Genomic DNA, 24262 nt, shown 5'->3' with positions numbered 1-24262 from the left:
CGAGGTGGCTGGAAGTCAACTCGGCCCCGCTGGCAGCGTCAAGGAGTAAATCCTTAACGAGATGACAACGGTGCCATTCGTTATCTAATTGAAGACGGCGCCCGCTCGGGCACCGCACTGTCCAGAAGGGTCGAATCTCCCATTTCGCTCAGCGCGAGGGCGAGTGCGCCCAGGACCTCGGCCCTTCCGCCGAGCGCTCCGGGAGCCACCGCGAGCTGTCTGGCGGCGCTGGGGATGGCGTACCGCGAGACGGACTCACGGATGGGTCCGAGTACTAGCTCTCCAGCCTCCGCCAGGTCGCCGCCCAGCACCACTCGACTGGGGTTGAGGAGGTTGCACAGGCTCGCCACTCCGCTGCCGATGTGGCGGCCGACGTCGCCGATCACCCGACGGCAGCCCGGATCGCCCTCGCGCGCGAGCTGCACGACGCGCTCCATGGTCAGATCGGGGCCGTGGCTGGGCTGGAGCAGGGGCAGGACGTACCGGGCGGCCGTGAAGGTCTCCAGGCAGCCGCGGTTGCCGCAGCGGCAGACCGGGCCGGACTCGTCGAGCGTGATGTGCCCGATCTCGCCCGCCGTGCCGCCGGGCCCCCGGTAGATCTGGCCGCTGATGACGAGGCCGGCGCCGACACCGCTCGCGACCTTGATGTACGCCAGGTCCTTGACCCCGCGCCCGCTGCCCCAGACCAGCTCGCCGAGCGCGCCGAGGTTGGCGTCGTTGTCGACGTACACGGGCACGCCCAGGCGCCCGGAGAGCTCCTCGCTCGGGTTGATGCCCTTCCAGCCCGGCAGGATGGACGTCGAGCCGAGCGTTCCGGACTCCACGTCGATCGGCCCGGGCACGCCGAGGCCGACGCCGATCACCTTGTCCTGGCTGATGCCGCTCGCCGCGACCAGGCGTTTGACCAGCTGTTCCGCCCGGTCGAAGCCCTCGGCGGCGGAGCCGTCCACGTCCAGCGGCTCGGCCTCTTCGGCGAGCACCTGGTGGGCGAGGTTGCCGACGGCGACCCGCAGGTGCGTATGCCCGAAATCGACCCCGATGACGATGCCGGCGTCACCGCTCAGCGAGACGCTGCGCGCCCGGCGGCCGCCCGCGGAGGTCGGGGTGACCTCGACGGTCCCGCCGTCCTTGAGCTCGCGCACGATATTGGAGACCGTGGCTGCCGAGAGCCCTGTGGCCCTGGCGATCTCTGCCTGGGTGAGCGAGCCCGCCATCCGGACGGCCCGTACGACTCGCTCAAGATTGGCCCGGTGCAGTGACGTCTGCGACCCCGGAGTCTCCATTGACTCTCCTCTTTCTCCAACATGTGAACTCTAAGATGAGCCTTTCGGGTTGCCCCCCGTCAAGACCTTGAGCCTGGCGGCAGGGGCTGGAGGAACGCCGAACCGCCCGCCGGCAAGGCGCCGGCGGGCGGTTCGTACGGGCGGGCACGGGCCCTGGGGCGCTACTTCACGGCGCCCGCGGTGAGGCCCTGGACGACCTGGCGCTGGAAGACGATGTACGCCGCGAGGACGGGCAGCATGGCCATCACCAGGCCGGCGAAGAGCCCCGACCAGTCGCCCTTGTAGCCCTGGCTGGTCGCGAGCTCGACCAGGCCCTGGGAGAGCACCCGGTTCTCCGGGTCGTTGTTCAGCACGGTCGGCAGCATGTACTGGTTCCACTGCCCGAGGAAGTTGAAGATGCCGACGCTGATGAGGCCGGGCTTGGCCATCGGCAGCATCACCTGGAAGAAGGTGCGGGTGTGCGAGGCGCCGTCGATCATCGCCGCCTCCGCCACCGAGCTGGGCAGCGTACGGAAGAAGGAGGTGAGGAAGAAGACGGTGAAGGGCAGCGAGTACGCGATGTAGACGAGGATCAGGCCCGGGAGCGTCTCCAGCATCCCCATGTTCTTCAGTACGTAGAACAGCGGCACCAGGGCCAGCATGATCGGGAAGCTCATTCCTCCGACGAAGAGGAAGTAGATGAGGCGGTTCCCGGGGAAGTCGAAGCGCGCGAGGACGTACGCCGCCATGGAGCCCAGCAGCAGCGTGCCGGCGAGCGAGCAACCGACCACGACGACGGTGTTGAAGAAGTAGTCGCTCATGTGCGCCTCGGACCAGGCGCGCGACCAGTTCTCGAAGTGCAGCCGGTCCGGCAGCGAGAACGGCGACTCGAAGATCGACGCGTCGTCCTTGAACGACGTCATCACCGCCCAGAGCAGCGGCATCACGACCATGAAGGCCCACAGGATCAGGATGCCGTGCGAGAAGACGTTGAGCGTGCTGCCGCTGACGTCCTTCTTCGGCTTCGCGGGGGCCTGCGCGCCGGACGTCCTGGTGACGGGCGGGCGGTCCTCGGCGACGCCGGCGGGCGGGGTGTCAGTGGTCTTCATCAGAACTCCAGCCGCTCACGCCGGCCCACGCGCATCACCAGGGCCGCGAGGGCCAGGGTGATGACGAGCAGGGCCACACCGATCGTTGTCGCATAGCCTGCCTGGCCGTCCCGGAACGCCGTCTGGTAGACGTACAGCACCAGGACGGTGGTCGAGTAGTCGGGGCCGCCGGGGCCCACGGTCATGATCTGCACGACCGCGAAGGACTCCGCGCCGAGCGCGAGGATCCCCATGTAGACCCAGCCCGACTGCACGGTGTCCCAGAGCAGCGGGATGGTGATCCTGAAGAACGTGGTGAACCGGCTCGCGCCGTCCAGCAGGGCGGCCTCGTAGAAGTCCTTGGGAATGGACGCCATGCCCGCCGAGAAGAGCACCACGAAGAACCCCACGGTGCTCCAGACGAGCACCGCCATGACGGCCCACAGGGCGGTGTCCGGGTCGCCCAGCCATTGCGGCTGGACGCTGTCGAGACCGATGGCCCTCAGCAGGCCGTTGATGGCGCCCTCGTTCGGGTTGTACGCGAAGGCGAAGAGCACCGCGACGATGGCGATCGAGAGCACCTGGGGGAAGAAGTACGCGATTTTGTAGAAGCCCGAGCCTCGGACTCCCGCGATCGCCGCGCCCTTCCGGCGCCGTCCGCCGACATTGAGCATGAAGGCGAAGAAGAGCGCGAGGCCGAGCGTCACCAGCGGCAGCAGCAGCGCGAAGATCAGGCTGTGCCCCAACGAATCCCAGAAGATCTGGTCTTCCAGCATCCTGCTGTAGTTGTCGAAGCCGACCATCTTGAAGTCCGGGCTCAGGCCGGTCCAGTCCGTGAACGAGTAGTAGATGGACTGGATGAACGGCCAGATGACGAAGATTGCGTACAACGCCAATGGGGCCGCCAAAAAACCCACAATGAACCGGTACTTGCCGTGTTGCATGGTTACCGACCCCGATCTTCCGGCGTGTGCCGCCGCTGGTGACGCTTGCTCACTGGTGCTTGTAGTGCTTGATGGACTGGTCCTTGGCCGCCGCGTCGGCGAAGCCCTGGATCTTCTTGATGGTCTCCGCCGGGGTCGCTCGGCCGGCCATCATCTCGCCCAGACCGGCGACGCCGATCTGCTCCTTCTGGAGCTTCACGTACCAGTCCTGCAGGCGCGGGTTGACCACGTTGTCGCCGGCCTTCTCCAGCGCGGCGGTGGCGGACCTGAGGCCCGGGGTCAGCTCGATGCCGTCGGTGCCGCCGTTGAGGGCGGTCAGGGACTTCACGCTCTGGGTGAAGTTCTTCGACGACGCCTCGCTGAGCATGATGCGCAGCTGCTCCATGCCGCCGTCGGGGTTCTTCGCCGACTTCGGGACGATGAACGGCTCACCGCCGGAGGCCCAGATGGTGCCGAACGGCATCTTGTCCGAGCTGTCGAGGCCGGACGGCGCGCCCACGGCGAGCTTGAAGTCGGCCGGCATCGTCTTGGCGGCCTCGTTCTCCACCCACGAACCGTTCGGGATGAAGAGCGCCTTGCCCTGGGTCCAGGCGGTCTGCGACTGGATGTGGTCGATGCCCGGGGTGCCCTTGAGGATGTAGCCCTTCTTGAAGAGCTCGTAGTACGCCTCGAACGCGGCCTTCACGGCCGGGTCGGACCAGGCGTTGGGCTCCAGATTGTCGATCTTGTCGAGGACCTCACGGCCACCGATCTTGGCGATGAACGGGTAGAGCGAGAACGGCAGGTAGTACGGGTGTTTGCCCGCGTACGTCCAGCCCGCGACGCCCTTCTTCTTCGCCTTGGCGCACAGGGCGAGCATGTCGTCCCAGTTCTCCGGGTACGTCGCGTCCAGCTTCTCCAGCGCCGTCTCGGAGTACCAGACGCCGTAGACCGTGTACGCGTAGTACATGATCCAGACGGGGTCGCCGTCGAACTGGCCCATCTCGACGATGCCGGGCCGCAGCGTGTCGCGGACCTTCCTGCTCGGGTCGTCGATGGACGGGGAGTCCAGCAGCGGGGTGAGGTCGGTGAGCTGCTTCTTGCCGACCAGGACGCCCATGTCCATCTGCTCGGCGCCCGAGTTGTCGATGAGGTCCGGGGGTGTTCCGCCGTTGAACCTCGGCTGGAGCTGCGACCTGATCTTCTGCGTCGACGAAAACTTGATCTTCGCCTTGGGGTACGTCTTCTCGTAGACGGCCTTGGCGTCCTCGGCGTACTTCGTGCCGAAACCACCGTCGAAAATCACGATTTCGAGCGGCGCGCCCTCATTGACACCCAGCGGGTTCTTCTCGGTCTTCTTGCCCTTGTCGACCTTCTCGTCGCCGCCGCTGTCGCCGCTCGCGCAGGCCGACAGGAAGCTCATCGTCGGAACAGCGATCAGGCCGAGTGCGGCCGAACGCTTGATCAGATCGCGACGGCCAAGGCCCTCATTGTTGTGGGCGGAGGTGGATCCCATGCTCAAGTCCTCGCCTTCTCCAGGACTCAGGCGGTGTACCGGTCGCCCGTACTTATCGCCTAGGCGAAGGGCCCCGCCACCGCAGTCAAATGACGCTGGGTCGTGCTGAGTTGCAGTAAGTACGTCGGACACAGCTTTCGGCAGCCGTCACGCGGCTTCCCCCACTGCTCCCCGTCCCCCTGGTCCGCTTCCGCAAAGCTGCGTTGCGGACGCCGACAGGTATAGTCCACTTCCGGTCAACTGAGCAAGATCGAAAGCAAGGTTGGACGGCAAGCTTTCCCGAGTTGAGACCTCGCGGATATCTGGAACGCGCACGTAGTCGTCCGTTCGGCTCCGTAAACACGGCGCGTCCCCTTCGCCTCCCCCGCCCCGTACAACACCCTTGACAGCATCGGCGACTTGGCTCCCTACTGGACCCCGTTGCACCGCTCATGACAACGTTGTCCAAGGGGAGGAAAGCCCGGGATGCAGTACAGACCTCGGTACGCGCAAGGCCCCACCGCGGCCGCCGTCGCGGCGACCGCCCTCCTGCTGGTGGTGACGGCCCCCTCGGCGGCCGTCGCGCGACCCGACCGGCCGGCGCCGCCGGAGCAGACCTTCAGCTCCTCCTTCGAGGCGGACGAACCCCAGCCAGACTGGCGCAATACGGTGGAAGTCACCCCCGGCGGCGAGAAGCGCGCCTCGGGCGTGGACGGCGGGTTCAGCTCCGGGATCCCGGGCAATGTGACCGACCAGGTCGTCGAGCTGCGCGCCAGCGGCGAGAACACCGGCGGCGGCGAGACCAAGGAGAACCTCGTCGACGTCCAGCCCGCCACCAAGTGGCTGGCCTTCGAACCGTCGGCATGGATCGAGTTCGACCTGGACGAACCGGCCAAGCTGGTGACATACGCCCTCACTTCCGCCAACGACCACGCCGAGCGCGACCCGAAGGACTGGATCCTGAAGGGGTCGGCCGACGGCAAGGAGTGGCAGGTCCTCGACTCCCGCGCGGGTCAGACCTTCGCCAAGCGGTTCGAGACGAAGAGCTACGGCTTCACGAACACGACGGCGTACGCGCACTACCGGCTGGAGATCACCCGGAACAACGGCGCGTCCGACGCCACCCAACTGGCGGACGTTCAGTTCTCGAACGGTGACACCGCCACGCCCGCGCCCCAGGACATGCGCAGCCAGGTCGACCGCGGGCCCTCCGGCTCCCCCACCGCGAAGGCGGGCGCGGGGTTCACGGGGAAGCGCGCGCTGCGGTACGCCGGTACGCACAAGGCCGACGGCCGGGCGTACTCGTACAACAAGGTCTTCGACGTCGACACGCGGATCACGCGGGACACCGAGCTGTCGTACCGGGTCTTCCCGTCCCTCCCGGAGACCGACCTCGCGTACCCGGCCACCCACGTGTCGGTGGACCTGGCCTTCACGGACGGCACCTATCTGAGTGACCTGCGCGCCGTCGACCAGCACGGCGCGGTCCTGTCCCCGCAGGGCCAGGGGGCGTCCAAGACGCTGTACGTCAACCAGTGGAACCACAAGGCGTCGCGGATCGGCGCGGTCGCGGCCGGCAAGACCGTCGACCGGGTGCTGGTGGCGTACGACTCGCCCAAGGGGCCCGCGAAGTTCAGCGGCTGGGTGGACGACGTCACCCTTGCCCCCAAGGCCCCGGAGAAGCGCCTGGCGCACTTCTCCGACTACGTCTCGACCACGCGCGGCACCCACTCCAGCGGCGCCTTCTCGCGCGGCAACAACATTCCCGCGACCGCCGTTCCGCACGGGTTCAACTTCTGGACGCCGGTGACGAACGCCGCCTCCACCAGCTGGCTGTACGACTACGCCCGCGGCAACAACAGCGACAACCTGCCCACCCTCCAGGCGTTCAGCGCGAGCCACGAGCCGAGCCCCTGGATGGGCGACCGGCAGACGTTCCAGCTGATGCCGTCCGCCGTGGCGGGCACCCCGGACGCCGGCCGCAAGGCGCGCGCCCTGCCGTTCCGCCACGAGAACGAGACGGCCAAGCCGCACGAGTACGGGGTCACCTTCGAGAACGGCCTCAAGGCCGAGATGACCCCGACCGACCACGCGGCGATGATGCGGTTCACCTATCCGGGCGAGGACGCGAGCGTGATGTTCGACAACGTGTCGAACGACGGCGGTCTCACCCTCGACCCGGCCACCCGCTCCTTCACGGGCTTCTCGGACGTCAAGAGCGGCCTGTCCACCGGCGCCACCAGGCTCTTCGTGTACGGCGTCTTCGACGCGCCGGTCACCGGGAGCGGCAAGCTCAGCGGCGGCGGGGGCGACGACGTCACCGGCTATCTGCGCTTCGAGCCGGGCGCCGACCGTCAGGTGACCCTGCGGCTGGCGACCTCACTCATCAGTGTGGACCAGGCGAAGAAGAACCTCGCCGACGAGATCCCAGCGGGCACCTCATTCGAGCGCGTCAGGGACCGGGCGCGGGACGCCTGGGACGACCTGCTCGGGCGCGTCGAGGTCGAGGGCGCGAGCCGCGACCAGCTGACGACCCTCTACTCCAGCCTCTACCGGCTGTACCTGTATCCGAACTCGGGCTTCGAGAACACCGGCACCAGGGCCCGCCCGAAGCAGCAGTACGCGAGCCCCTTCTCCAAGCAGCCGGGCCCCGACACCCCCACCCACACCGGCGCGAAGATCGTCGACGGCGAGGTGTACGTCAACAACGGCTTCTGGGACACCTACCGGACGACCTGGCCGGCGTACTCCTTCCTCACCCCGAAGAAGGCCGGCAAGCTCGTCGACGGCTTCGTCCAGCAGTACAAGGACGGCGGCTGGATCTCCCGCTGGTCCTCGCCCGGTTACGCCGACCTGATGACCGGCACCAGCTCCGACGTGGCCTTCGCCGACGCGTACGTCAAGGGCGTCGGGTTCGACGCCGAGGCGGCGTACGAGGCGGCGCTCAAGAACGCCACCGTCGTGCCGCCCTCGTCCGGTGTGGGCCGCAAGGGCATGAAGACGTCCCCGTTCCTCGGGTACGCCTCCACCGAGACCCACGAGGGCCTCTCCTGGTCACTGGAGGGCTACCTCAACGACTACGGCCTCGCGAAGATGGGCGAGGCGCTCCACCAGAAGACGAAGAAGGCGCGCTACAAGGAGGAGGCGGCATACTTCCTCAACCGCGCCCGCAACTACGTCAAGCTCTTCGACGACAAGGCCGGCTTCTTCCAGGGCCGCGACCTCAAGGGCGGCTGGCGCGTCCCCTCCGAGAAGTACGACCCGCGCGTCTGGGGATACGACTACACGGAGACCAACGGCTGGGGCTACGCCTTCACCGCGCCCCAGGACTCCCGCGGCCTCGCCAACCTCTACGGCGGCCGGGCCGGCCTCGGCGACAAGCTCGACCGGTACTTCTCCACCCCGGAGACGGCCGCCCCCGAGTTCGCCGGCTCGTACGGCGGCGTCATCCACGAGATGACGGAGGCGCGCGACGTACGGATGGGCATGTACGGGCACAGCAACCAGGTGGCCCACCACGCGACGTACATGTACAACGCGGCGGGCAAGCCCTGGAAGACGCAGGAGAAGGTCCGCGAGGTCCTCTCCCGCCTCTACACCGGCAGTGAGATCGGCCAGGGCTACCACGGCGACGAGGACAACGGCGAGCAGTCCGCCTGGTACCTCTTCTCCGCGCTCGGCTTCTACCCGCTGGTCATGGGCAGCGGCGAGTACGCGATCGGCTCACCGCTCTTCACCAAGGCGACCGTCCACCTGGAGAACGGCCGCGACCTGGTGGTCAGGGCGCCGGAGAACAGCGCGAAGAACATCTACGTCCAGGGCCTGAAGGTCAACGGCAAGCCGTGGAAGTCCACCGCGCTGCCGCACAGCGTGCTCGCGCGCGGCGGGACGCTGGAGTTCGACATGGGCCCCGAGCCGTCGTCGTGGGGCACGGGCAGGAAGGCCGCGCCCGTCTCGATCACCCAGGACGACAAGGTGCCGTCGCCGCGCGCGGACGCGATCACGGCCTCAGGTCCGCTGTCCGACAACTCGTCGGCCACGGACGGGCAGTTCGAGAGTCTCGACCTGCCGGTGAAGCCGGACACCCGCGCCCTCCAGTACACCCTCACGTCCTCGGACCGCGCCAAGGCCCCTCGGGGCTGGGTGCTCCAGGGCTCGCGGGACGGTGAGACGTGGAGGGACCTCGACAGGCGTACGGGAGAGTCCTTCGCCTGGGACCACCAGACCCGCGTCTTCACCGTCGCCGGCGCCCACAGGTACGAGAAGTACCGGCTGGTACCGGACGGACCGGCGACCCTCGCCGAGGTGGAACTCCTGGGGTGACCCGGGCACGGGGAGGACCGGTCCGGCGGCCGGTCCTCCCTGCCCCGCATCCACCACGGCGTTGTAATCGTTCGTGTGCGCAGTGTCACTGCGGGCGGCTACGCTCGGTGTGCGCGGAAGGAGCGTTGCCCATGCCTCAGCCCAAGGACCTCGATCCGTACACCGACCCGAGGTCGTTCTACGGCTCGGAACTGCGCCGCCTGCGCGAAGCCGGTGGCCACTCACAGGAGCAGCTCGGGGAGCAGGTCTTCTGCTCCGGTGCGTACATCGGCCAGTTGGAGGGCGCGACGCGGCGGCCTCAGTTCGATCTGTCGAAGATGCTCGACGGTGTGCTGGGCAGTGGTGAGCACCTTCAGCGCCTGTGCCGCCTCGCACGCAAGTCGAAGGTCGCCGAGTACTTCGCCGACGCGGCGGACTTGCAGCAGCGGGCGACAGCGATCAGCCAGTTCGGGTCCATGCTGGTTCCGGGGCTGTTGCAGACGGAGGGCTACGCGCGGGCACTGACCCGTGGCGCCCACCCGTTCGCCGCGCAGTCGGTGATCGAGGGGCACGTCGGCACCAGGATGGAACGGGCGGAGCTGCTCGACTCGCCCACGGCGCCGGTGTTCTGGGTGATCACCCACGAGGCCATGCTGCGCGTGCCGGTCGGCGGTCCCGCTGTCATGCACGGCCAGCTCATGCACCTGCTCAAGGCGGCGCACACCCGGCCCCATGTCGTGCTCCAGGTCATGCCCTTCAGCGCCGGACCCCATCCGTTCCTCAATACCAACGTGTCGCTGATGGACTTCACCGACGAGCCGCCCGTCGTCTACACCGAAGGCTCCTATACAGACCAGCTCGTCGAAGAACCCGCCCTGGTCGCCCAGTTCCGATCCGCCTACGATCTGGCCAGGGCCGCCGCGCTGTCGCCGGAGGCGTCCCTGGCCCTGATCGAGTCGGCGGCGAAGGACTACACGACACATGATCACCACACCTGACCTGAGCACAGCCGCGTGGCGCAAGTCCTCGTACAGCAACGGCGACGGGGGCGATTGCGTCGAGGTCGCCGACGACTGCCCCGGTGGCTTCATACCTGTCCGCGACAGCAAGACCGCACCCGGGGGCCCCGCGCTCGTGTTCCGGGCCGCGGGCTGGGCGCACTTCGTCACCGCCGTCAGGAACGGCGCGCTCTGACCGCACGGGGATCGCCGAAGGGCCGCACCCCGTCGCTGGGATGCGGCCCCTCGGTCGTCAGGCGGTGACGACTAGTTGCGGATCAGCGACCGCAGCACGTACTGCAGGATGCCGCCGTTGCGGTAGTAGTCGGCCTCGCCCGGCGTGTCGATGCGCAGCTTCGCGTCGAACTCCACCGTCTCGCCGCCGTCCTTGACGGCCTTGACCTTCAGCGTGTCCGGGATGCCGCCGTCGTTCAGGCCGGTGACGCCGGTGATCTCGAAGGTCTCCTCGCCCGTCAGGCCCAGCGAGTCCGCCGAGGCGCCCTCCGGGTACTGGAGCGGAAGGACGCCCATGCCGATGAGGTTCGAGCGGTGGATGCGCTCGTACGACTCGGCGATGACGGCCTTGACGCCGAGCAGTGCGGTGCCCTTGGCGGCCCAGTCGCGCGACGAGCCCGAGCCGTACTCCTTGCCCGCCAGGATGACCAGCGGGGTGCCGGCGGCCTGGTAGTTCTGCGAGGCGTCGTAGATGTAGGACACCGGGGCGTCGGGCTGGGTGAAGTCGCGGGTGAAGCCGCCTTCCGTACCCGGCGCGATCTGGTTGCGCAGACGGATGTTGGCGAACGTGCCGCGGATCATGACCTCGTGGTTGCCACGGCGCGAGCCGTAGGAGTTGAAGTCGCGGCGCTCGACGCCGTGCTCCGTGAGGTACTTGCCGGCCGGGGTGTCGGCCTTGATGGCGCCGGCCGGGGAGATGTGGTCGGTGGTGACCGAGTCGCCCAGCTTGGCCAGCACGCGCGCGCCGGAGATGTCGGCGACCGGGGTCGTCTCCATCGTCATGCCCTCGAAGTACGGGGGCTTGCGCACGTACGTCGACTCGTTGTCCCACTCGAACGTGTTGCCGGTGGGGATCTCCAGCGCCTGCCACTGGGCGTCGCCCGCGAAGACGTCGGCGTAGGACTTGTTGAACATGTCCTCGCCGATGGAGTTGGCGACGACGTCGTTGACCTCGGCCTCGGTGGGCCAGATGTCCGCGAGGTAGACCGGCTTGCCGTCCTGGTCGGTGCCCAGGGCGTCCTTGGTGATGTCCACCTTCATGGAGCCCGCGATGGCGTACGCGACGACCAGCGGCGGGGAGGCCAGGTAGTTCATCTTGACGTCGGGGTTGATGCGGCCCTCGAAGTTGCGGTTGCCCGAGAGGACGGACGTGACCGCGAGGTCGTTGTCGTTGACGGCCTTCGAGACCTCCTCGGGCAGCGGGCCCGAGTTGCCGATGCAGGTGGTGCAGCCGTAGCCGACGAGGTTGAAGCCGACCTTGTCGAGGTAGGGGGTGAGACCCGCCTTGTCGAAGTAGTCGGTGACGACCTTCGAGCCGGGGGCGAGGGTGGTCTTGACCCACGGCTTGCGGGTCAGGCCCTTCTCGACCGCCTTCTTGGCCACGAGCGCGGCGGCGACCATGACGTACGGGTTCGAGGTGTTGGTGCAGGAGGTGATCGCGGCGACGGTGACAGCGCCGTGGTCGATCTCGTACGTCGAGCCGTCGGGTGCGGTCACGGTGACCGGGTTGGACGGGACGGCGGCACCGGTGCCCTCGGCGTGCTGCGGGGCGCCCGCGCCGTTCTCCTGGCTGCCGTAGGCCGGGGCGTCGGAGGCCGGGAAGGACTCGTCGCTCGCCTCGTCCACCGGGGAGGCGGCGGTGCCGGCCCCCACGGTCGGTACCTCGACGTAGTTGAGGACGTCCTTGGCGAACTGCTCGGCGGCGTTGGCGAGGACGATACGGTCCTGCGGACGCTTCGGGCCGGCGATCGACGGGACGACCGTCGACAGGTCGAGCTCCAGCTTCTCGGAGAAGTCGGGCTCGGCGGCCGGGTCGAGCCAGAGGCCCTGCTCCTTGGCGTACGCCTCGACGAGCGCGACCTGCTGCGCGTCGCGGCCGGTCAGGCGCAGGTACTTCAGCGTCTCGTCGTCGATCGGGAAGATCGCGGCGGTGGAGCCGAACTCCGGCGACATGTTGCCGATGGTGGCGCGGTTCGCGAGCGAGGTGGCGGCGACGCCCTCACCGTAGAACTCGACGAACTTGCCGACGACGCCGTGCTTGCGCAGCATCTCGGTGATCGTGAGGACCAGGTCGGTGGCGGTGGTGCCGGCCGGCAGCTCGCCGGTCAGCTTGAAGCCGACGACGCGCGGGATGAGCATGGAGACCGGCTGGCCGAGCATCGCGGCCTCGGCCTCGATGCCGCCGACGCCCCAGCCCAGCACGCCGAGGCCGTTGACCATGGTGGTGTGCGAGTCGGTGCCGACGAGGGTGTCGGGGTACGCCTGGCCACCCCGGACCATGACGGTGCGGGCCAGGTGCTCGATGTTGACCTGGTGGACGATGCCGGTGCCCGGGGGGACGACCTTGAACTCGTCGAAGGCGGTCTGGCCCCAGCGCAGGAACTGGTAGCGCTCCTTGTTGCGGCCGTACTCCAGCTCGACGTTCTGCTGGAAGGCGCCGGCGGTGCCGAACTTGTCGGCGATGACGGAGTGGTCGATGACCAGCTCGGCCGGGGCCAGCGGGTTGATCTTCGCCGGGTCGCCGCCGAGCTCCTTGACGGCCTCACGCATGGTGGCGAGGTCGACGACACAGGGCACGCCGGTGAAGTCCTGCATGATCACGCGCGCGGGCGTGAACTGGATCTCCTGGCTGGGCTGGGCCTGCGAGTCCCAGCCGCCGATCGCCCGGATGTGGTCGGCGGTGATGTTCGCGCCGTCCTCGGTGCGGAGCAGGTTCTCCAGCAGCACCTTCAGGCTGTAAGGGAGGCGAGCGGAGCCCTCGACCTTGTCCAGCTTGAAGATCTCGTACGACTCGTCGCCCACGCGCAGCGTGCTGCGGGCGTCGAAGCTGTTCGCCGACACGACAGTCTCCTTCTTCAATGTGCGCGTTTCTTACCGCATCCTGCCGCCACGACCCCCTGGCCATCCGCTAAGGTAAGACTTAGTTAGGTCACCCTTACCGGTCGGCGGCTGCGGTACGCCTTCGGCAGATATCTCGATGTCGAGATAACTCTAGTACATGACCGCGATTCGGTCATGCCCGGACCTCCGCTGACCGCTGTCATCCAATCGAGGCGTTTGACAGCGAACTCAGTCGTTCCGGCTTCCTTGCCAGCGAACCTAGTCGTACGAGGGGACGTACTGGGGGTGCTGGGTGGCCGTACCGGTCGGGGTGGATCTTGCGGAGCCGTACGTCGAGCTGTCGTACGTGGATGCTGTACGGGAGTGTCGGCGGCGTCCGCTGCTGGACTGTGTGACGGCCCGGTTCGAGGACGTGGCTGCCGTACGACCGTTTCGCTGGTCTCGCGGTGAGCGTCACTTCTCCGGCTGGTACTGGGCGGCGACGACCGGCCAGCACGTCGGTTTCGAGTCGTGGCTGGAGCGGGACCGGCTTTTACTGATGGACTTCGATCCCGAGGTGACGGGGATCGCCTCGCAACCGTTCTGGCTGCACTGGCACGACGGCAAGCGGGAGCGTCGGCACGCTCCGGACTACTTCGTACGCCGCACGGACGGCTCGGCGGTGGTTGTCGACGTCCGCGCCGATGAACGGATCGAGCCGAAGGACGCCGAGGCGTTCGAGGTCACCCGCCTGGCCTGCGGCCAGGCGGGATGGGCCTTCGAGCGGGTCGGGGTGCCGGAGGCGGTGCTACTGGCGAATGTGCGGTGGCTGTCGCGCTACCGGCATCCGCGGTGCCTGCATGGACCGGTTGCGGACCGGCTCCGGGCAACGCTCTCGGCTCCGGTCCCACTGATGGTCGGGGCTGATGCTGCCGGCGACCGGCTTGAGACGCTGCCTGCCTTGTTCCATCTCCTCTGGCTCCAGGAAGTGGCCGCCGCGGGACTGTCGGTCGAGTTGCTGGGGCCGTCCACCATCGTGCGCCTGGCGGACGGAGGTGGACGGTGACGGGGAATGGGCGACGGGTGCCTCCGACGGGCAGGATCGCGGAATTCCCGGAGAGCGCCGCTGATCAGGCCCGCTGGTGGGAGAGGCACATTCTGGAGGTTCTGGACGGCTTGCCGCCGGATGCGCCTGCGGGGACGGCGCCACGGCCGGAGTTCGATCCGGCTCGGAACTCGCTGGCTCAGCGGGAGCGGGCCAAGGCTGCCGAGCTGACGGCGGCCGGGCACGCGATGACGGCCAGCGGCGTCAAGCAGCGGCGCCAGCGCTACCAGCGCGACGGGCTGGTCGGGCTGGCCGATGGCCGGTCGGCGAAACAAATGCCGTCGTTCGGCCGGGTCGACCCGGCGGTGGTCGAGGCGATGCGAGAGGCGATCGAGGAAACCGCCGAGGCGTCGTCGAAGACGATCGGCTTCGTGGTCTGGCGGGCGACACAGATCCTGAACGCACGCGAGGACGCGGAAGGTGTCGAGGTGCCGTCCGAGCGCACGCTCTATCGGCTGTTCGACAGGTTGGCGACCGGCACTCACGCGACGGGCTCGGCGACCACGCGCCGTTCGGTGAACGCGCGTCCGGCCGGTCCGTTCGGGGAGGTGCCCGCCTGCGCGCCGGGCGAATGGATGCAGATCGACTCCACACCGCTGGATGTCCTGGTGCGGCTGGACGACGGTATTGCCGAGAAGGTCGAGTTGACGGCCATGATCGACCTGGCGACCAGGTCGCTGGCCGCTGTGGTGCTGCGGCCGACGACGAAGGCTGCCGACGCTTCTGCTCTCCTGGCCCGGAGCATCACCCCGGAGGAAATGCGTCCTGGCTGGTCGGAGGCCCTTCGGATGTCGAGGTCGGCGATGCCACACCGGCGGCTGCTGGCTTTGGACGAAAGGCTGGAGCACGCGGCTGCTAGGCCGGTGATCGTGCCGGACACGATCGTCTGCGACCACGGGAAGGTCTTCATCTCGAACAACTTCCGCGCCTCTTGCCGCTACCTGGGCATCAGTCTTCAGCCGACTCACAAGGCGTCGCCCTTCGAGAAGGGCGCGATCGAGAAGACGCTGGGGTCGGTGGCGACGCTGTTCGCGCAGTTCGTCGCGGGCTACACCGGCCGGTCGGTGGACCGCCGGGGCCGGGGGCTGGAGAACGGGCCGCTGTGGTCCTTGCCCGAGTTGCAGAGTTTGCTGGAGGAGTGGACCGCCGCCGTCTGGCAGAACCGTCCGCACGATGCACTGCGGGACCCGGACTCTCCGAAGCGGGCCTTCTCGCCGAACGAGAAGTACGCGACGCTGCTGGAGTCGTGCGGTTACGTTCCGGCCCCGCTCAGCGGAGAGGACTACATCGAGTTGCTGCCCGAACGGTGGCAGGCGATCAACGCCTACGGCATCCGGATCAACCACCGCACTTATGACGCTCGCGAGTTGACCCCCATGCGCCGCCAGCACTCCGGGGTGGCGGAGAAGAAGGGGCTATGGGAGATCCACTACGACCCCTACGACGTTTCCCGCATCTGGGTACGCGACCGCCGCAGCGAGCCGGCCCGGTGGATCACGGTGTTCTGGAAGCACCTGCACCGCGTCGGCGTCCCGTTCGGTGAGATGGCCTGGGACCACGCCCGTGAACAGGTGCCCGGCGGGAGCGAGGAACAGATCGCCGATGCTGCCGCTGCCCTTCTACAGCGAGCCCACGACGGCCCCGCAGAGGAGAACGCCCGTCCGGCCAAGACCTCTCGGCGAGACCGCCGCGTCGCTGCCCGCACCCGGGCCACCAGGACCGACCGGTCGAATCCTGACCCGCCGGTCACCGAGGCGACGCCGGAGGGCGATACGGACTCCGGCCTGGCCAAGGTCATCCCGCTGGGCTTGTTCGACCCGCTCGCCAATCCCTGGAGGCGTTCGTGACCACCCCTGAACTAGCGGCCCGACACACCGCGTTGCTGGAGGTCGACGCCGATGCCAACCGACAGCTCACCACGTTGGACGGATGGCGGAGGTTCATCGACAGATCCCCCGCGCCCCCGGTCCTCTTGTCTCCCGGCGACCTGAAGCAGCTCTCTCCCACCGGCCGGGACCTTTACGACGACGATCGGCTCGGCCATCACGCCCGCATGCTCACGGTCGCCACCTCGTTCGTCGAGAAGACGGTGATCTGTGGTCGCAGGTTGGTCCTGCTCAACCGGCACGCGATCAGTGCCCGCCGCGGCCTGATGGTCTCCGGGCTTCCCGGCACGGGCAAGACCAGCGCCATCACCCAGCTCGGACGGTCCCACGAACTCCTCGACCGGGCCCGGCACCCGAACATCGCCGACCGCATCCCGGTTCTCTACATCACCGTCCCGCCTGCGGCCACCGCCCGCATGGTCGCCGCTGAGTTCGCCCGCTTCCTCGGCCTTCCCGTCCGAGGCCGCTCGAACATGACGGACATCATCGAGGCAGTGGTCGGCGTCTGCACCGACACTCGCACCGGCCTCGTGCTCGTCGACGAAATCCACAATGTCTCGCAGGTCACGCGGGCCGGCGGCGAGGTCTCCGACACTCTGAAGTACTTCTCGGAGCGCATCCCCGCAACGTTCGTTTACGCCGGCATCGGCCTGGAGACCAGCGAACTGCTGGCCGGCACGCGGGGCGCCCAGATCGCGGGCCGGTTCACCCTCGTTCCCACCCGGCCTTTTCCTTACGGAGACGAATGGAAGAGGCTGGTCGCAACCTTGGAAGAGACATTGCTCCTGCACGAACACCCGCCGGGAAGCCTGGTCAAGATGGATCGCTATCTCCACAACCGGGCCGACGGCATGATCGGAGCGTTGTCTCACGCGATCCGCGGCGCCGCGATCGACGCAATCCTCAACGGCACCGAGCGTGTGACCAAAGAAGCGATCGACGCGATCCCTCTGGACCACGCCGCGGAAACCGCGACGACGTCCCCGTCCAAGAAGACGGCCCGAAGGTAACCCGCGTGCACACTGACCGCCCTGCCCTGCTTCCCATCCAGGTTCCGCCACGGCTCGGGGAGACAACCGACTCCTACATCCGACGCCTGGCTCGCGCCAACCACCTCAAGCCCAGCTACCTGCACCGTTTCCTCTGCGGCCCACCGTTCTGGTTCGGCAAACCCAGTCTCTCCCGCCTCGCAGCAGTCTCCGGCCGCCCCAGACACTCGCTCGAACGGGCCCTGGCCGACGTCGCATCGCCACGACGACGCAACAAGCCGAACGTCCGCTACCCCAGCACCGTCCCCTTGGCCGACCGCCCGGACCTGGCCCTCCACATCCGCGAGACTGCCCAGTCCGGGACTGCGACCATCCGTGACCTGTCCAGACGCCACCAGCTGCCCTCCCAGACCATCCGCACCATCCTGGAAATGCCAGCGCCGAGCACCTACAGGACCAGGAGAGGTCCCACGACGGGCCAGCCAGCCAGACGGCCGGCCCCCGCGATCAACGACTCAACACGAACCCTGATTGACGCCATGCTCGCCCAACGCCTCGATCTCCGAGAGATCTGGAACCGGCTGATGGACGACCACGACGTTTCCGTGTCCTACTCCTCCATCAACGTCTACTTCCGGTCCCGTCCGCATGTGGAACGTCACGCAATTCCCCATCAGCAGCGTCAGCTTCCCCGCGCAAGCGTTGGCCCCTGAGTCTCTCTCGCGCGCATAGTGACTGAAGCGGCCCTCAGCAACCTCCGTATCTTGGTGCCATGACGGACGAGGATGAACCAAGGCTCTACGTGAACCGCTGGGGCGACACATCAGATCCAGCCCCGGAGTGGCAGGGACCCCGCCAGGACGCGTGCTCGTGCTTCGACCAGTCCAGGCCGCAACCGCGAGCCCGCGTCGGGTTCCACACCGAACGGCAGGACACCTCCGCCCCGGGCTGGCAGCACCTGCTGGAGCTGGTCGATGAGGCGATCGCCGACGGGCGCGAAGAGTTCCGTCCCCTCACCGATCTGAGCCCAGAAGAGCGGCGGCAGGTCATCACCCTGCCCCCGAGCATCGCCAGACTGACGGCGGTCAAACACCTGGTGCTCTACGGCAGCAACTTGGTCCGCATCCCGCCCGAGATCGGATCCATGACCAGCCTGGAGGAGTTCACCCCATACACCTCCTACCGGCTGCACTGGTTCCCCTACGAGATCACCCGATGCCCGAAGCTGACCCGCAGCACAGCGAGCACGCGCGCGTTGTTCGGCAACGAGAAGCTGCGGCCGCCCTTCCCGAGGCTTCAGCCTGCCCAGGGCTCCGTCGCGGACCTCGATCTGGAGAACCTGGATCCCCGGCGATGGGGCGTCACCGTCATCCATCGCTGCAGTGTCTGCAATCATCCGATCGCACAGGGCGGACTCCATCAGGTGTGGATCTCGCTACGCGTGGCCACCGACGTGCTTCCTCTGCTGGTCAGCGCCTGCTCGTCGGCGTGTGTCGCCGACCTCCCCGACGGTGCGAAGGGCTACATCCCCACACCACACACAGGCGGCCGAGTCGATCAGCCGGCGTCCGACTGGGACTGACCAGCCGACGTGACCGCCAACGCCGCGATCGGTCTCACGTGATCGTTTGCCAACCAACTTAGTCGTGGCAGGTCAGCGCGACCCAGGCGACTAACTTCAGTGTCAAAGGACATCCGCCGCCCCCGACGTTTCCCCGCGACCGCACCGGCGCATGCCCCGCGCCACGACTGCCACACCCGTCCCTCGGAATGCGGCATCTCATATCTGAGATAACCTGCCGCCATGGCAGACGACTACCTCGTACGCATCGGCAAGCTCATCCGTGACGCCCGGCAGCACCGGGGCTGGACACAGACACAGCTCGCTGAAGCGCTGGGCACCAGCCAAAGCGCCGTCAACCGCATCGAGCGCGGCAACCAGAACATCAGCCTTGAGATGATCGCGCGGATCGGCGAGGCCCTCGACAGTGAAATCGTCTCGCTGGGGTACGCGGGACCGATGCATCTACGTGTCGTCGGCGGCCGCCGTCTCTCCGGTTCGATCGACGTGAAGACGAGCAAGAACGCCTGCGTGGCGCTGCTCTGCGCCTCACTCCTCAACAAGGGCCGCACCGTCCTGCGGCGCGTCGCGCGCATCGAGGAGGTCTACCGCCTGCTGGAGGTGCTCAACTCCATCGGCGTGCGCACCCGTTGGATCAACGAAGGCAAGGACCTGGAGATCGTCCCGCCGGCCGAGCTGGACATGGACTCCATGGACGCGGAGGCGGCGCGCCGGACCCGGAGCATCATCATGTTCCTCGGCCCGCTGCTGCACCGCATGGACCACTTCAAGCTCCCCTACGCCGGCGGCTGCGACCTCGGCACGCGCACCATCGAGCCGCACATGATCGCGCTGCGCCGCTTCGGCCTCGACATCACCGCGACCGAGGGCATCTACCACGCGGTGGTGGAGCCGTCGGCCGGGCCCGGCCGGCCGATCGTGCTGACCGAGCGCGGCGACACGGTGACGGAGAACGCGCTGCTCGCGGCGGCCCGCCACGACGGCGTGAGCGTCATCCGCAACGCCTCGTCCAACTACATGGTCCAGGACCTGTGCTTCTTCCTGGAGGCGCTCGGCGTACGGGTCGAGGGGGTCGGCACCACCACGCTGACCGTGCACGGCGTACCGAACATCGACGTGGACGTGGACTACTCGCCGTCCGAGGACCCGGTCGAGGCGATGAGCCTGCTCGCGGCAGCCGTGGTGACGGGCTCGGAGCTGACGATCCGCCGGGTGCCGATCGAGTTCCTGGAGATCGAGCTCGCGGTGCTGGAGGAGATGGGCCTCGACCACGACCGCAGCGGCGAGTACGAGGCGGACAACGGGCGTACCCGGCTGGTGGACCTGACCGTACGGCCCTCCAAGCTGGAGGCGCCGATCGACAAGATCCACCCGATGCCGTTCCCCGGGCTGAACATCGACAACGTGCCGTTCTTCGCGGCGATCGCGGCGGTGGCCCAGGGCCAGACCCTGATCCACGACTGGGTGTACGACAACCGGGCGATCTACCTCACGGACCTCAACCGCCTCGGCGGCCGCCTGCAGCTGCTCGACCCGCACCGCGTGCTGGTCGAGGGCCCGACCCGCTGGCGCGCCGCCGAGATGATGTGCCCGCCGGCCCTGCGCCCCGCCGTGGTCGTGCTGCTGGCGATGATGGCGGCCGAGGGCACGTCCGTACTGCGCAACGTCTACGTCATCAACCGTGGTTACGAGGAGCTGGCGGAGCGGCTCAACTCGGTCGGCGCGCAGATCGAGATCTTCCGGGACATCTAGCGCGCGATGGCGGTGAGGGGAGCGGCCGGATCGCGGCCGCTCCCCTCACCTGTGTCAGGGCCCTCCGTCAGGCCGGGTCGTAAGGGCGCAGGCGGGTGCGGGCGTCCTCGTGGCCGCTCGCGCCGGCGCGGATGTGCTGGGCGCGGTCCATCGCGGACCAGCCCGTTCCCTCGTCGGCGTTCACCTGCTCCCGTACGTCCCTGATGCCGTAGTGCGCGAACAGCGTCCGCTCGTCGACCACGGTCAGGACGTCGTCGCCCCCGGTACCGGGGGCCGCCGCGATCGCGGCCGCCGTGAAGGCGACCTCCACGTGGTCGCCGGCCAGGACGGCTTCCCGCAGCGGCACGAAGGCGTCACCGGGGCCGGACGGGCCGCCGCGCACCAGAGCCCACTCGGGGCGGCCGGTGGTGTCGTCGAGCAGGAGGCGTTCCACGTGGCCGATGTCGAGCCCGTCCGCGTCGTGGACGGGACGGCCGGTCAGCCTGCCGAGCTGCTCCTGGGTGATCACTGCTGCTCCTCAATGTCCTGCCGCCGCCTGTCCCCTGCCGTCTTGCCCGTCGTCCCGACGGCAAACGGGCGCGGGCCGGGCGCGGCGGCGGGCTCATAGGCCGGGCATTGTCCCGCCCTTGAGGCGTTCCAGGTCGGACGGGCGTACCTGGATGGCGACGAGCGCGATGATCGCGGCGACGACCGTGAAGGCGGCGGCCACGATGAACGCGGCGGAGACGCCCGAGGTGAGGACCTCGTCGGCCCAGGGCGGCGGGAGCTGACCGGTACGTTCGAAGGCCAGCCGCTGCGCCGGGGTGGCCTGCGCCAGGAAGCCCGGGACCTGGTCCTTCGCCTCGTTGCGGCTCGCCGTGCCGAACACCGTCACCAGGATGGACAGTCCCAGCGAGCCGCCCACCTGCTGCGTGACGTTGAGCAGCCCCGAGGCCGCGCCCGTCTCCTGCGGGGACACCCCCGAAACGGCCATCAGCGTCAGGGCGACGAAGTTCATGCCCATGCCGAGGCTGAAGACCAGCATCGGCCCGAGGATGCTGCCCAGATACGTGGAGTCGATGTCCGTCAGGGTCAGCCACGACAGGCCGGCCGCCGCCAGGATGGACCCCACCACCATGAAGGGTTTCGGCCCGTACTTCGGCAGGAGCTGGGAGGCGAGTCCCGCGCCCACCGCGATGACGGCGCTGACCGGCAGGAAGGCGAGACCGGCGGTGAGCGGGCTGAAGTCCAGGACGCCCTGGACGAACAGCGTGAGGAAGAAGAACATGCCGAAGATCGCGGCGGCGAGGCTGAGCATGATGCCGTACGTGCCCGCCCGGTTGCGGTCGGCGAACATGTGCAACGGCGTGATGGGTTGCTTCGAGCGCCGCTCCACCAGGACGAACGCGCCGAGCAGCACCACCGCGGCGCCGAACGAAGCCAGTGTCAGGCCGTCGGTCCAGCCCTCCTGCGCCGCGCGGATGAAGCCGTAGACCAGACACACCATGCCGAGGGTGGAGGTCAGCGCGCCGGTGACGTCGAAGTGGCCGGGGTGGCGCTCGGACTCCCTGATGACGCGGGGGGTGGCGACGGCGATGAGCACTCCGATCGGCACGTTGACGAAGAACACCCAGCGCCAGTCCAGCCATTCGACGAGCATGCCGCCGGCCAGCAGCCCGATCGCGCCGCCGCCCGCCGAGACCGCGGCGAAGACCCCGAAGGCCCGGTTGCGGGCGGGGCCTTCGGTGAAGGTGGTGGCGATCAGCGCGAGCGACGTCGGCGAGGCGATGGCGCCGCCGACACCCTGCAGGGCGCGGGCGGCGAGGAGTTGGCCGGCGTTCTGCGCGAGCCCGCCGAGCAGGGAGGCCAGTACGAACAGCAGGACGCCGAAGATGAAGACCCGGCGGCGGCCGAGGATGTCACCGGCCCGGCCGCCGAGGAGGAGCAGCCCTCCGAACGTCAGCGTGTAGGCGTTGACCACCCAGGACAGACTCGTCGTGGAGAACTCGAGGTCGCGCTGGATCTGCGGCAGGGCGATGTTCACGATGGTGATGTCGAGGACCACCATCAGCTGGCACGAGGCGATGACCAGCAGGGCGAGGCCGTTCCGCCCTTCCGGTCCCGGAGCGGCGCCCGCTTTCGCCGGTGCCGGTTGTGGAGTCGTCATGGCGTATGGCCCTCACGGAAGGGGCAGTGGGCGGTTTCACCCACCATTCGACCGTAAGCCCCCACTATGGGGGCCACCACTCGATCAGCGGCGTCGCCTCAGGGGCGCGTGAGGCGGCTGGTCAGCGCGTCGCGGGCGGCGGTCCACTCGTCGGCGAGCATCGAGTGGACGACCGTGTCGCGCATGGTTCCGTCCGGCCGGATCCGGTGACCGCGCAGGACACCTTCGCGCCGCGCGCCGAGGCGCTCGACTGCCCGCTGCGAGCACTCGTTGCGGTGGTCGTTGATTCCGGTGCGCTGGAAGCGGCTGCCGAGCCGGGTCGAGCCGAAGTTCCCGGCCACATACCTGGCCGAACAAGGAGGTACCGCCCATCGCGCTTGCGTTCGAGGGCGGTTCACATGGTGGGATGAGCCGATGCCACCCCCCACACGCACAGCCTCACATCCCCCCAATCCCTATGACGAACTGGCCCTCCTGGCCACGCCGGACCCCGATGAAGCCGACCCGCCGGGCCCCGGCGGTGACGACGACCCGCTCGGTCTCGGGCTCGCGCCTCACGGGTCCGGCGCCGACGGCCGTGACGACGACGAGTGGCAGCCGCCCAACCACCGCGGCAAGAGCCGGCTGGCCGCCGTCCCCCTCGTACTGAAGCTGGCCGTCACCGGCCTCGTCTGCGCCTCCCTCCTGCTGGCCTGCGACCGCTTCGCCGTGCTGTACGCACAGGACAAGGCCGAGGAGAAGCTCCAGCAGTCGCTGGGGCTGGCCACCGCGCCCGAAATCGACATCCGCGGCTTCCCCTTCCTCACCCAGGTCGCGCAGCGGCGGCTCGACGAGGTCGAGGTGTCCGTTCCCGACGTGGCCGCCGACCGGGTCTCCCTCGCCGAGGTGCGGGCCACCGCCCGGGACATCCGCGTCGTCGGCAGCCTCCCCACGTCGATCCGGGGCGCGGTCGTCGGCCGTGTGGACGGCGACGTCCTGCTGTCCTTCGACGACCTGGGCCGCGAACTCGGCGCCTCACAGGCGAAATTCACCAAGGACGGCGAGAACCGGGTGCGGGTGGCGGGCTCCCTGCCCGTCGCCGGGCACGAAGTGCGCGTACGGGCCGAGGCGCACATACGCCGCGACGGCGACCGGGCGGTGTCCACGACCGTCGACCACATGCGGCTCGACATCCCGGGCCTCGTCACCTACCGCCCCGGAAAGGACCGCGCGCACTCCGGTCTGCGCCTGCACCCGCGGGCCGCCGCCCGGATCAGCCGGGAAGCGGCCCATGTGAAGGCGCTGCTGGCGGTTCCGGCGGTGGTCGACCGGCTCGGCGTACCGAGGGAGTGGGTCGAGCGGGCGCTGCGGAGCGAGAAGTCCCTGCACGAACTCACCGGGTCGCCCCGTTTCGCCCAGCGGTTGATGAAGCTGAACCTCGTCGACGTGGTCGTGGACCACCCCTGGCTGCTGGAGAAGGCCGGCATCGACCCCGAGCTGGTCGGCGCGCTGCTCAGCCTGCGGCCGCCGGAGCTCTCGGAGCGACTCTCGCTGAACTTCCGGCTGCCCGGCGCCGCCGGGGGGCTACGGCTGCGCGACATCAGCGTGGAGCACGAGGGCGTCCGGGCGGACCTGGCCGGTACGGGCCTGACCTTCGGCGAGGCGGCCGACGGCGACGCGTAGCGCCCGGCGCCCGCCTCC

At 68.6% G+C, this 24262-nt stretch carries 17 protein-coding genes and 1 pseudogene; 10 read left to right on the top strand and 8 right to left on the bottom strand.

What is annotated here, in order from left to right:
* Positions 1-80: 80 nt before the first annotated feature.
* The 4 genes from IE185_RS10945 to ngcE all read right to left on the bottom strand — a co-directional run bounded on the left by IE185_RS10945 (position 81) and on the right by ngcE (position 4789).
* On the bottom strand, positions 81-1283 hold the full coding sequence (locus tag IE185_RS10945) for an ROK family transcriptional regulator (RefSeq protein ID WP_138893949.1): 1203 nt from the start codon (positions 1281-1283) through the stop codon (positions 81-83).
* Between the two features lie 161 nt (positions 1284-1444).
* Complete coding sequence (locus tag IE185_RS10940; RefSeq protein ID WP_138893950.1) at positions 1445-2371, bottom strand: carbohydrate ABC transporter permease; 927 nt, start codon at positions 2369-2371, stop codon at positions 1445-1447.
* Positions 2371-3294 (bottom strand): carbohydrate ABC transporter permease, encoded by a 924-nt coding sequence (locus IE185_RS10935; RefSeq protein ID WP_138893951.1) that lies wholly within the window; start codon positions 3292-3294, stop codon positions 2371-2373. Before IE185_RS10935 ends, IE185_RS10940 begins: the two co-directional genes overlap by 1 nt.
* A gap of 49 nt (positions 3295-3343) precedes the next feature.
* Complete coding sequence (gene ngcE, locus IE185_RS10930) at positions 3344-4789, bottom strand: N-acetylglucosamine/diacetylchitobiose ABC transporter substrate-binding protein (protein WP_138893952.1); 1446 nt, start codon at positions 4787-4789, stop codon at positions 3344-3346.
* A 465-nt stretch (positions 4790-5254) separates the two neighbouring features.
* Between ngcE and IE185_RS10925 the strand changes: the two genes are divergently transcribed.
* The 3 genes from IE185_RS10925 (at position 5255) to IE185_RS10915 (ending at position 10264) form a co-directional block, all read left to right on the top strand.
* The gene (locus IE185_RS10925; protein ID WP_138893953.1) at positions 5255-9091 is read left to right on the top strand and encodes a GH92 family glycosyl hydrolase; all 3837 of its coding nucleotides are present in this window, start codon (positions 5255-5257) and stop codon (positions 9089-9091) included.
* A gap of 131 nt (positions 9092-9222) precedes the next feature.
* A complete protein-coding gene (locus IE185_RS10920) occupies positions 9223-10068 on the top strand; it encodes a helix-turn-helix domain-containing protein (RefSeq protein ID WP_138893954.1) in 846 nt (281 codons plus the stop codon).
* Complete coding sequence (locus IE185_RS10915; RefSeq protein WP_138893955.1) at positions 10052-10264, top strand: DUF397 domain-containing protein; 213 nt, start codon at positions 10052-10054, stop codon at positions 10262-10264. Before IE185_RS10920 ends, IE185_RS10915 begins: the two co-directional genes overlap by 17 nt.
* A gap of 71 nt (positions 10265-10335) precedes the next feature.
* Here the strand turns inward: IE185_RS10915 and IE185_RS10910 are convergent, their stop codons facing one another.
* Complete coding sequence (locus tag IE185_RS10910) at positions 10336-13143, bottom strand: aconitate hydratase (RefSeq protein ID WP_138893956.1); 2808 nt, start codon at positions 13141-13143, stop codon at positions 10336-10338.
* A gap of 292 nt (positions 13144-13435) precedes the next feature.
* Between IE185_RS10910 and IE185_RS10905 the strand changes: the two genes are divergently transcribed.
* The 6 genes from IE185_RS10905 (at position 13436) to IE185_RS10880 (ending at position 20436) form a co-directional block, all read left to right on the top strand.
* Positions 13436-14188, top strand: a complete 753-nt coding sequence (locus IE185_RS10905) for a TnsA-like heteromeric transposase endonuclease subunit (protein WP_138893957.1) — start codon at positions 13436-13438, stop codon at positions 14186-14188.
* Positions 14189-14205: 17 nt separating this feature from the next.
* Positions 14206-16074 carry a Mu transposase C-terminal domain-containing protein gene (locus tag IE185_RS10900; protein WP_500809311.1) on the top strand — a complete coding sequence of 623 codons (1869 nt, stop codon included), beginning with the start codon at positions 14206-14208 and terminating at the stop codon, positions 16072-16074.
* Positions 16071-17123 carry an ATP-binding protein gene (locus IE185_RS10895; protein ID WP_373303710.1) on the top strand — a complete coding sequence of 351 codons (1053 nt, stop codon included), beginning with the start codon at positions 16071-16073 and terminating at the stop codon, positions 17121-17123. The genes IE185_RS10900 and IE185_RS10895 overlap by 4 nt, the downstream gene beginning before the upstream one ends.
* Positions 17124-17128: 5 nt before the next feature.
* Positions 17129-17815, top strand: coding sequence for a TniQ family protein (locus IE185_RS10890; RefSeq protein WP_138893959.1), 687 nt, complete (start codon positions 17129-17131; stop codon positions 17813-17815).
* Between the two features lie 59 nt (positions 17816-17874).
* Positions 17875-18684 carry a leucine-rich repeat domain-containing protein gene (locus IE185_RS10885; RefSeq protein WP_138893960.1) on the top strand — a complete coding sequence of 270 codons (810 nt, stop codon included), beginning with the start codon at positions 17875-17877 and terminating at the stop codon, positions 18682-18684.
* A 222-nt stretch (positions 18685-18906) separates the two neighbouring features.
* Positions 18907-20436 carry a helix-turn-helix domain-containing protein gene (locus IE185_RS10880; protein ID WP_138893961.1) on the top strand — a complete coding sequence of 510 codons (1530 nt, stop codon included), beginning with the start codon at positions 18907-18909 and terminating at the stop codon, positions 20434-20436.
* Between the two features lie 67 nt (positions 20437-20503).
* Here the strand turns inward: IE185_RS10880 and IE185_RS10875 are convergent, their stop codons facing one another.
* The 3 genes and pseudogenes from IE185_RS10875 to IE185_RS10865 all read right to left on the bottom strand — a co-directional run.
* Positions 20504-20944, bottom strand: a complete 441-nt coding sequence (locus IE185_RS10875) for a PRC-barrel domain-containing protein (RefSeq protein WP_138893962.1) — start codon at positions 20942-20944, stop codon at positions 20504-20506.
* Between the two features lie 93 nt (positions 20945-21037).
* Positions 21038-22582 (bottom strand): MFS transporter, encoded by a 1545-nt coding sequence (locus tag IE185_RS10870; RefSeq protein WP_138893963.1) that lies wholly within the window; start codon positions 22580-22582, stop codon positions 21038-21040.
* A gap of 98 nt (positions 22583-22680) precedes the next feature.
* Positions 22681-22863 (bottom strand): annotated as a pseudogene (locus IE185_RS10865) (GNAT family N-acetyltransferase); the annotation flags it as partial.
* 133 nt (positions 22864-22996) lie between these two features.
* Between IE185_RS10865 and IE185_RS10860 the strand changes: the two are divergent.
* Positions 22997-24244, top strand: coding sequence for an LmeA family phospholipid-binding protein (locus IE185_RS10860; protein ID WP_138893964.1), 1248 nt, complete (start codon positions 22997-22999; stop codon positions 24242-24244).
* The last annotated feature ends 18 nt before the right edge of the window (positions 24245-24262 follow it).

The organism is Streptomyces chryseus, from assembly GCF_014650755.1.
Classification (GTDB): Bacteria; Actinomycetota; Actinomycetes; order Streptomycetales; family Streptomycetaceae; genus Streptomyces; species Streptomyces chryseus.
This window is presented reverse-complemented; position numbering and strand designations above follow the sequence as displayed.

Excerpts from the sequence above, each read along its gene's own strand:
- IE185_RS10945 (WP_138893949.1), bottom strand. The coding sequence starts at position 1,283 with ATGGAGACTCCGGGGTCGCAGACGTCACTGCACCGGGCCAATCTTGAG.
- IE185_RS10870 (WP_138893963.1), bottom strand. The coding sequence starts at position 22,582 with ATGACGACTCCACAACCGGCACCGGCGAAAGCGGGCGCCGCTCCGGGA.
- IE185_RS10920 (WP_138893954.1), top strand. The coding sequence starts at position 9,223 with ATGCCTCAGCCCAAGGACCTCGATCCGTACACCGACCCGAGGTCGTTC.
- IE185_RS10915 (WP_138893955.1), top strand. The coding sequence starts at position 10,052 with ATGATCACCACACCTGACCTGAGCACAGCCGCGTGGCGCAAGTCCTCG.
- IE185_RS10885 (WP_138893960.1), top strand. The coding sequence starts at position 17,875 with ATGACGGACGAGGATGAACCAAGGCTCTACGTGAACCGCTGGGGCGAC.
- IE185_RS10935 (WP_138893951.1), bottom strand. The coding sequence starts at position 3,294 with ATGCAACACGGCAAGTACCGGTTCATTGTGGGTTTTTTGGCGGCCCCA.
- IE185_RS10880 (WP_138893961.1), top strand. The coding sequence starts at position 18,907 with ATGGCAGACGACTACCTCGTACGCATCGGCAAGCTCATCCGTGACGCC.
- IE185_RS10925 (WP_138893953.1), top strand. The coding sequence starts at position 5,255 with ATGCAGTACAGACCTCGGTACGCGCAAGGCCCCACCGCGGCCGCCGTC.
- ngcE (WP_138893952.1), bottom strand. The coding sequence starts at position 4,789 with ATGGGATCCACCTCCGCCCACAACAATGAGGGCCTTGGCCGTCGCGAT.
- IE185_RS10860 (WP_138893964.1), top strand. The coding sequence starts at position 22,997 with ATGCCACCCCCCACACGCACAGCCTCACATCCCCCCAATCCCTATGAC.
- IE185_RS10940 (WP_138893950.1), bottom strand. The coding sequence starts at position 2,371 with ATGAAGACCACTGACACCCCGCCCGCCGGCGTCGCCGAGGACCGCCCG.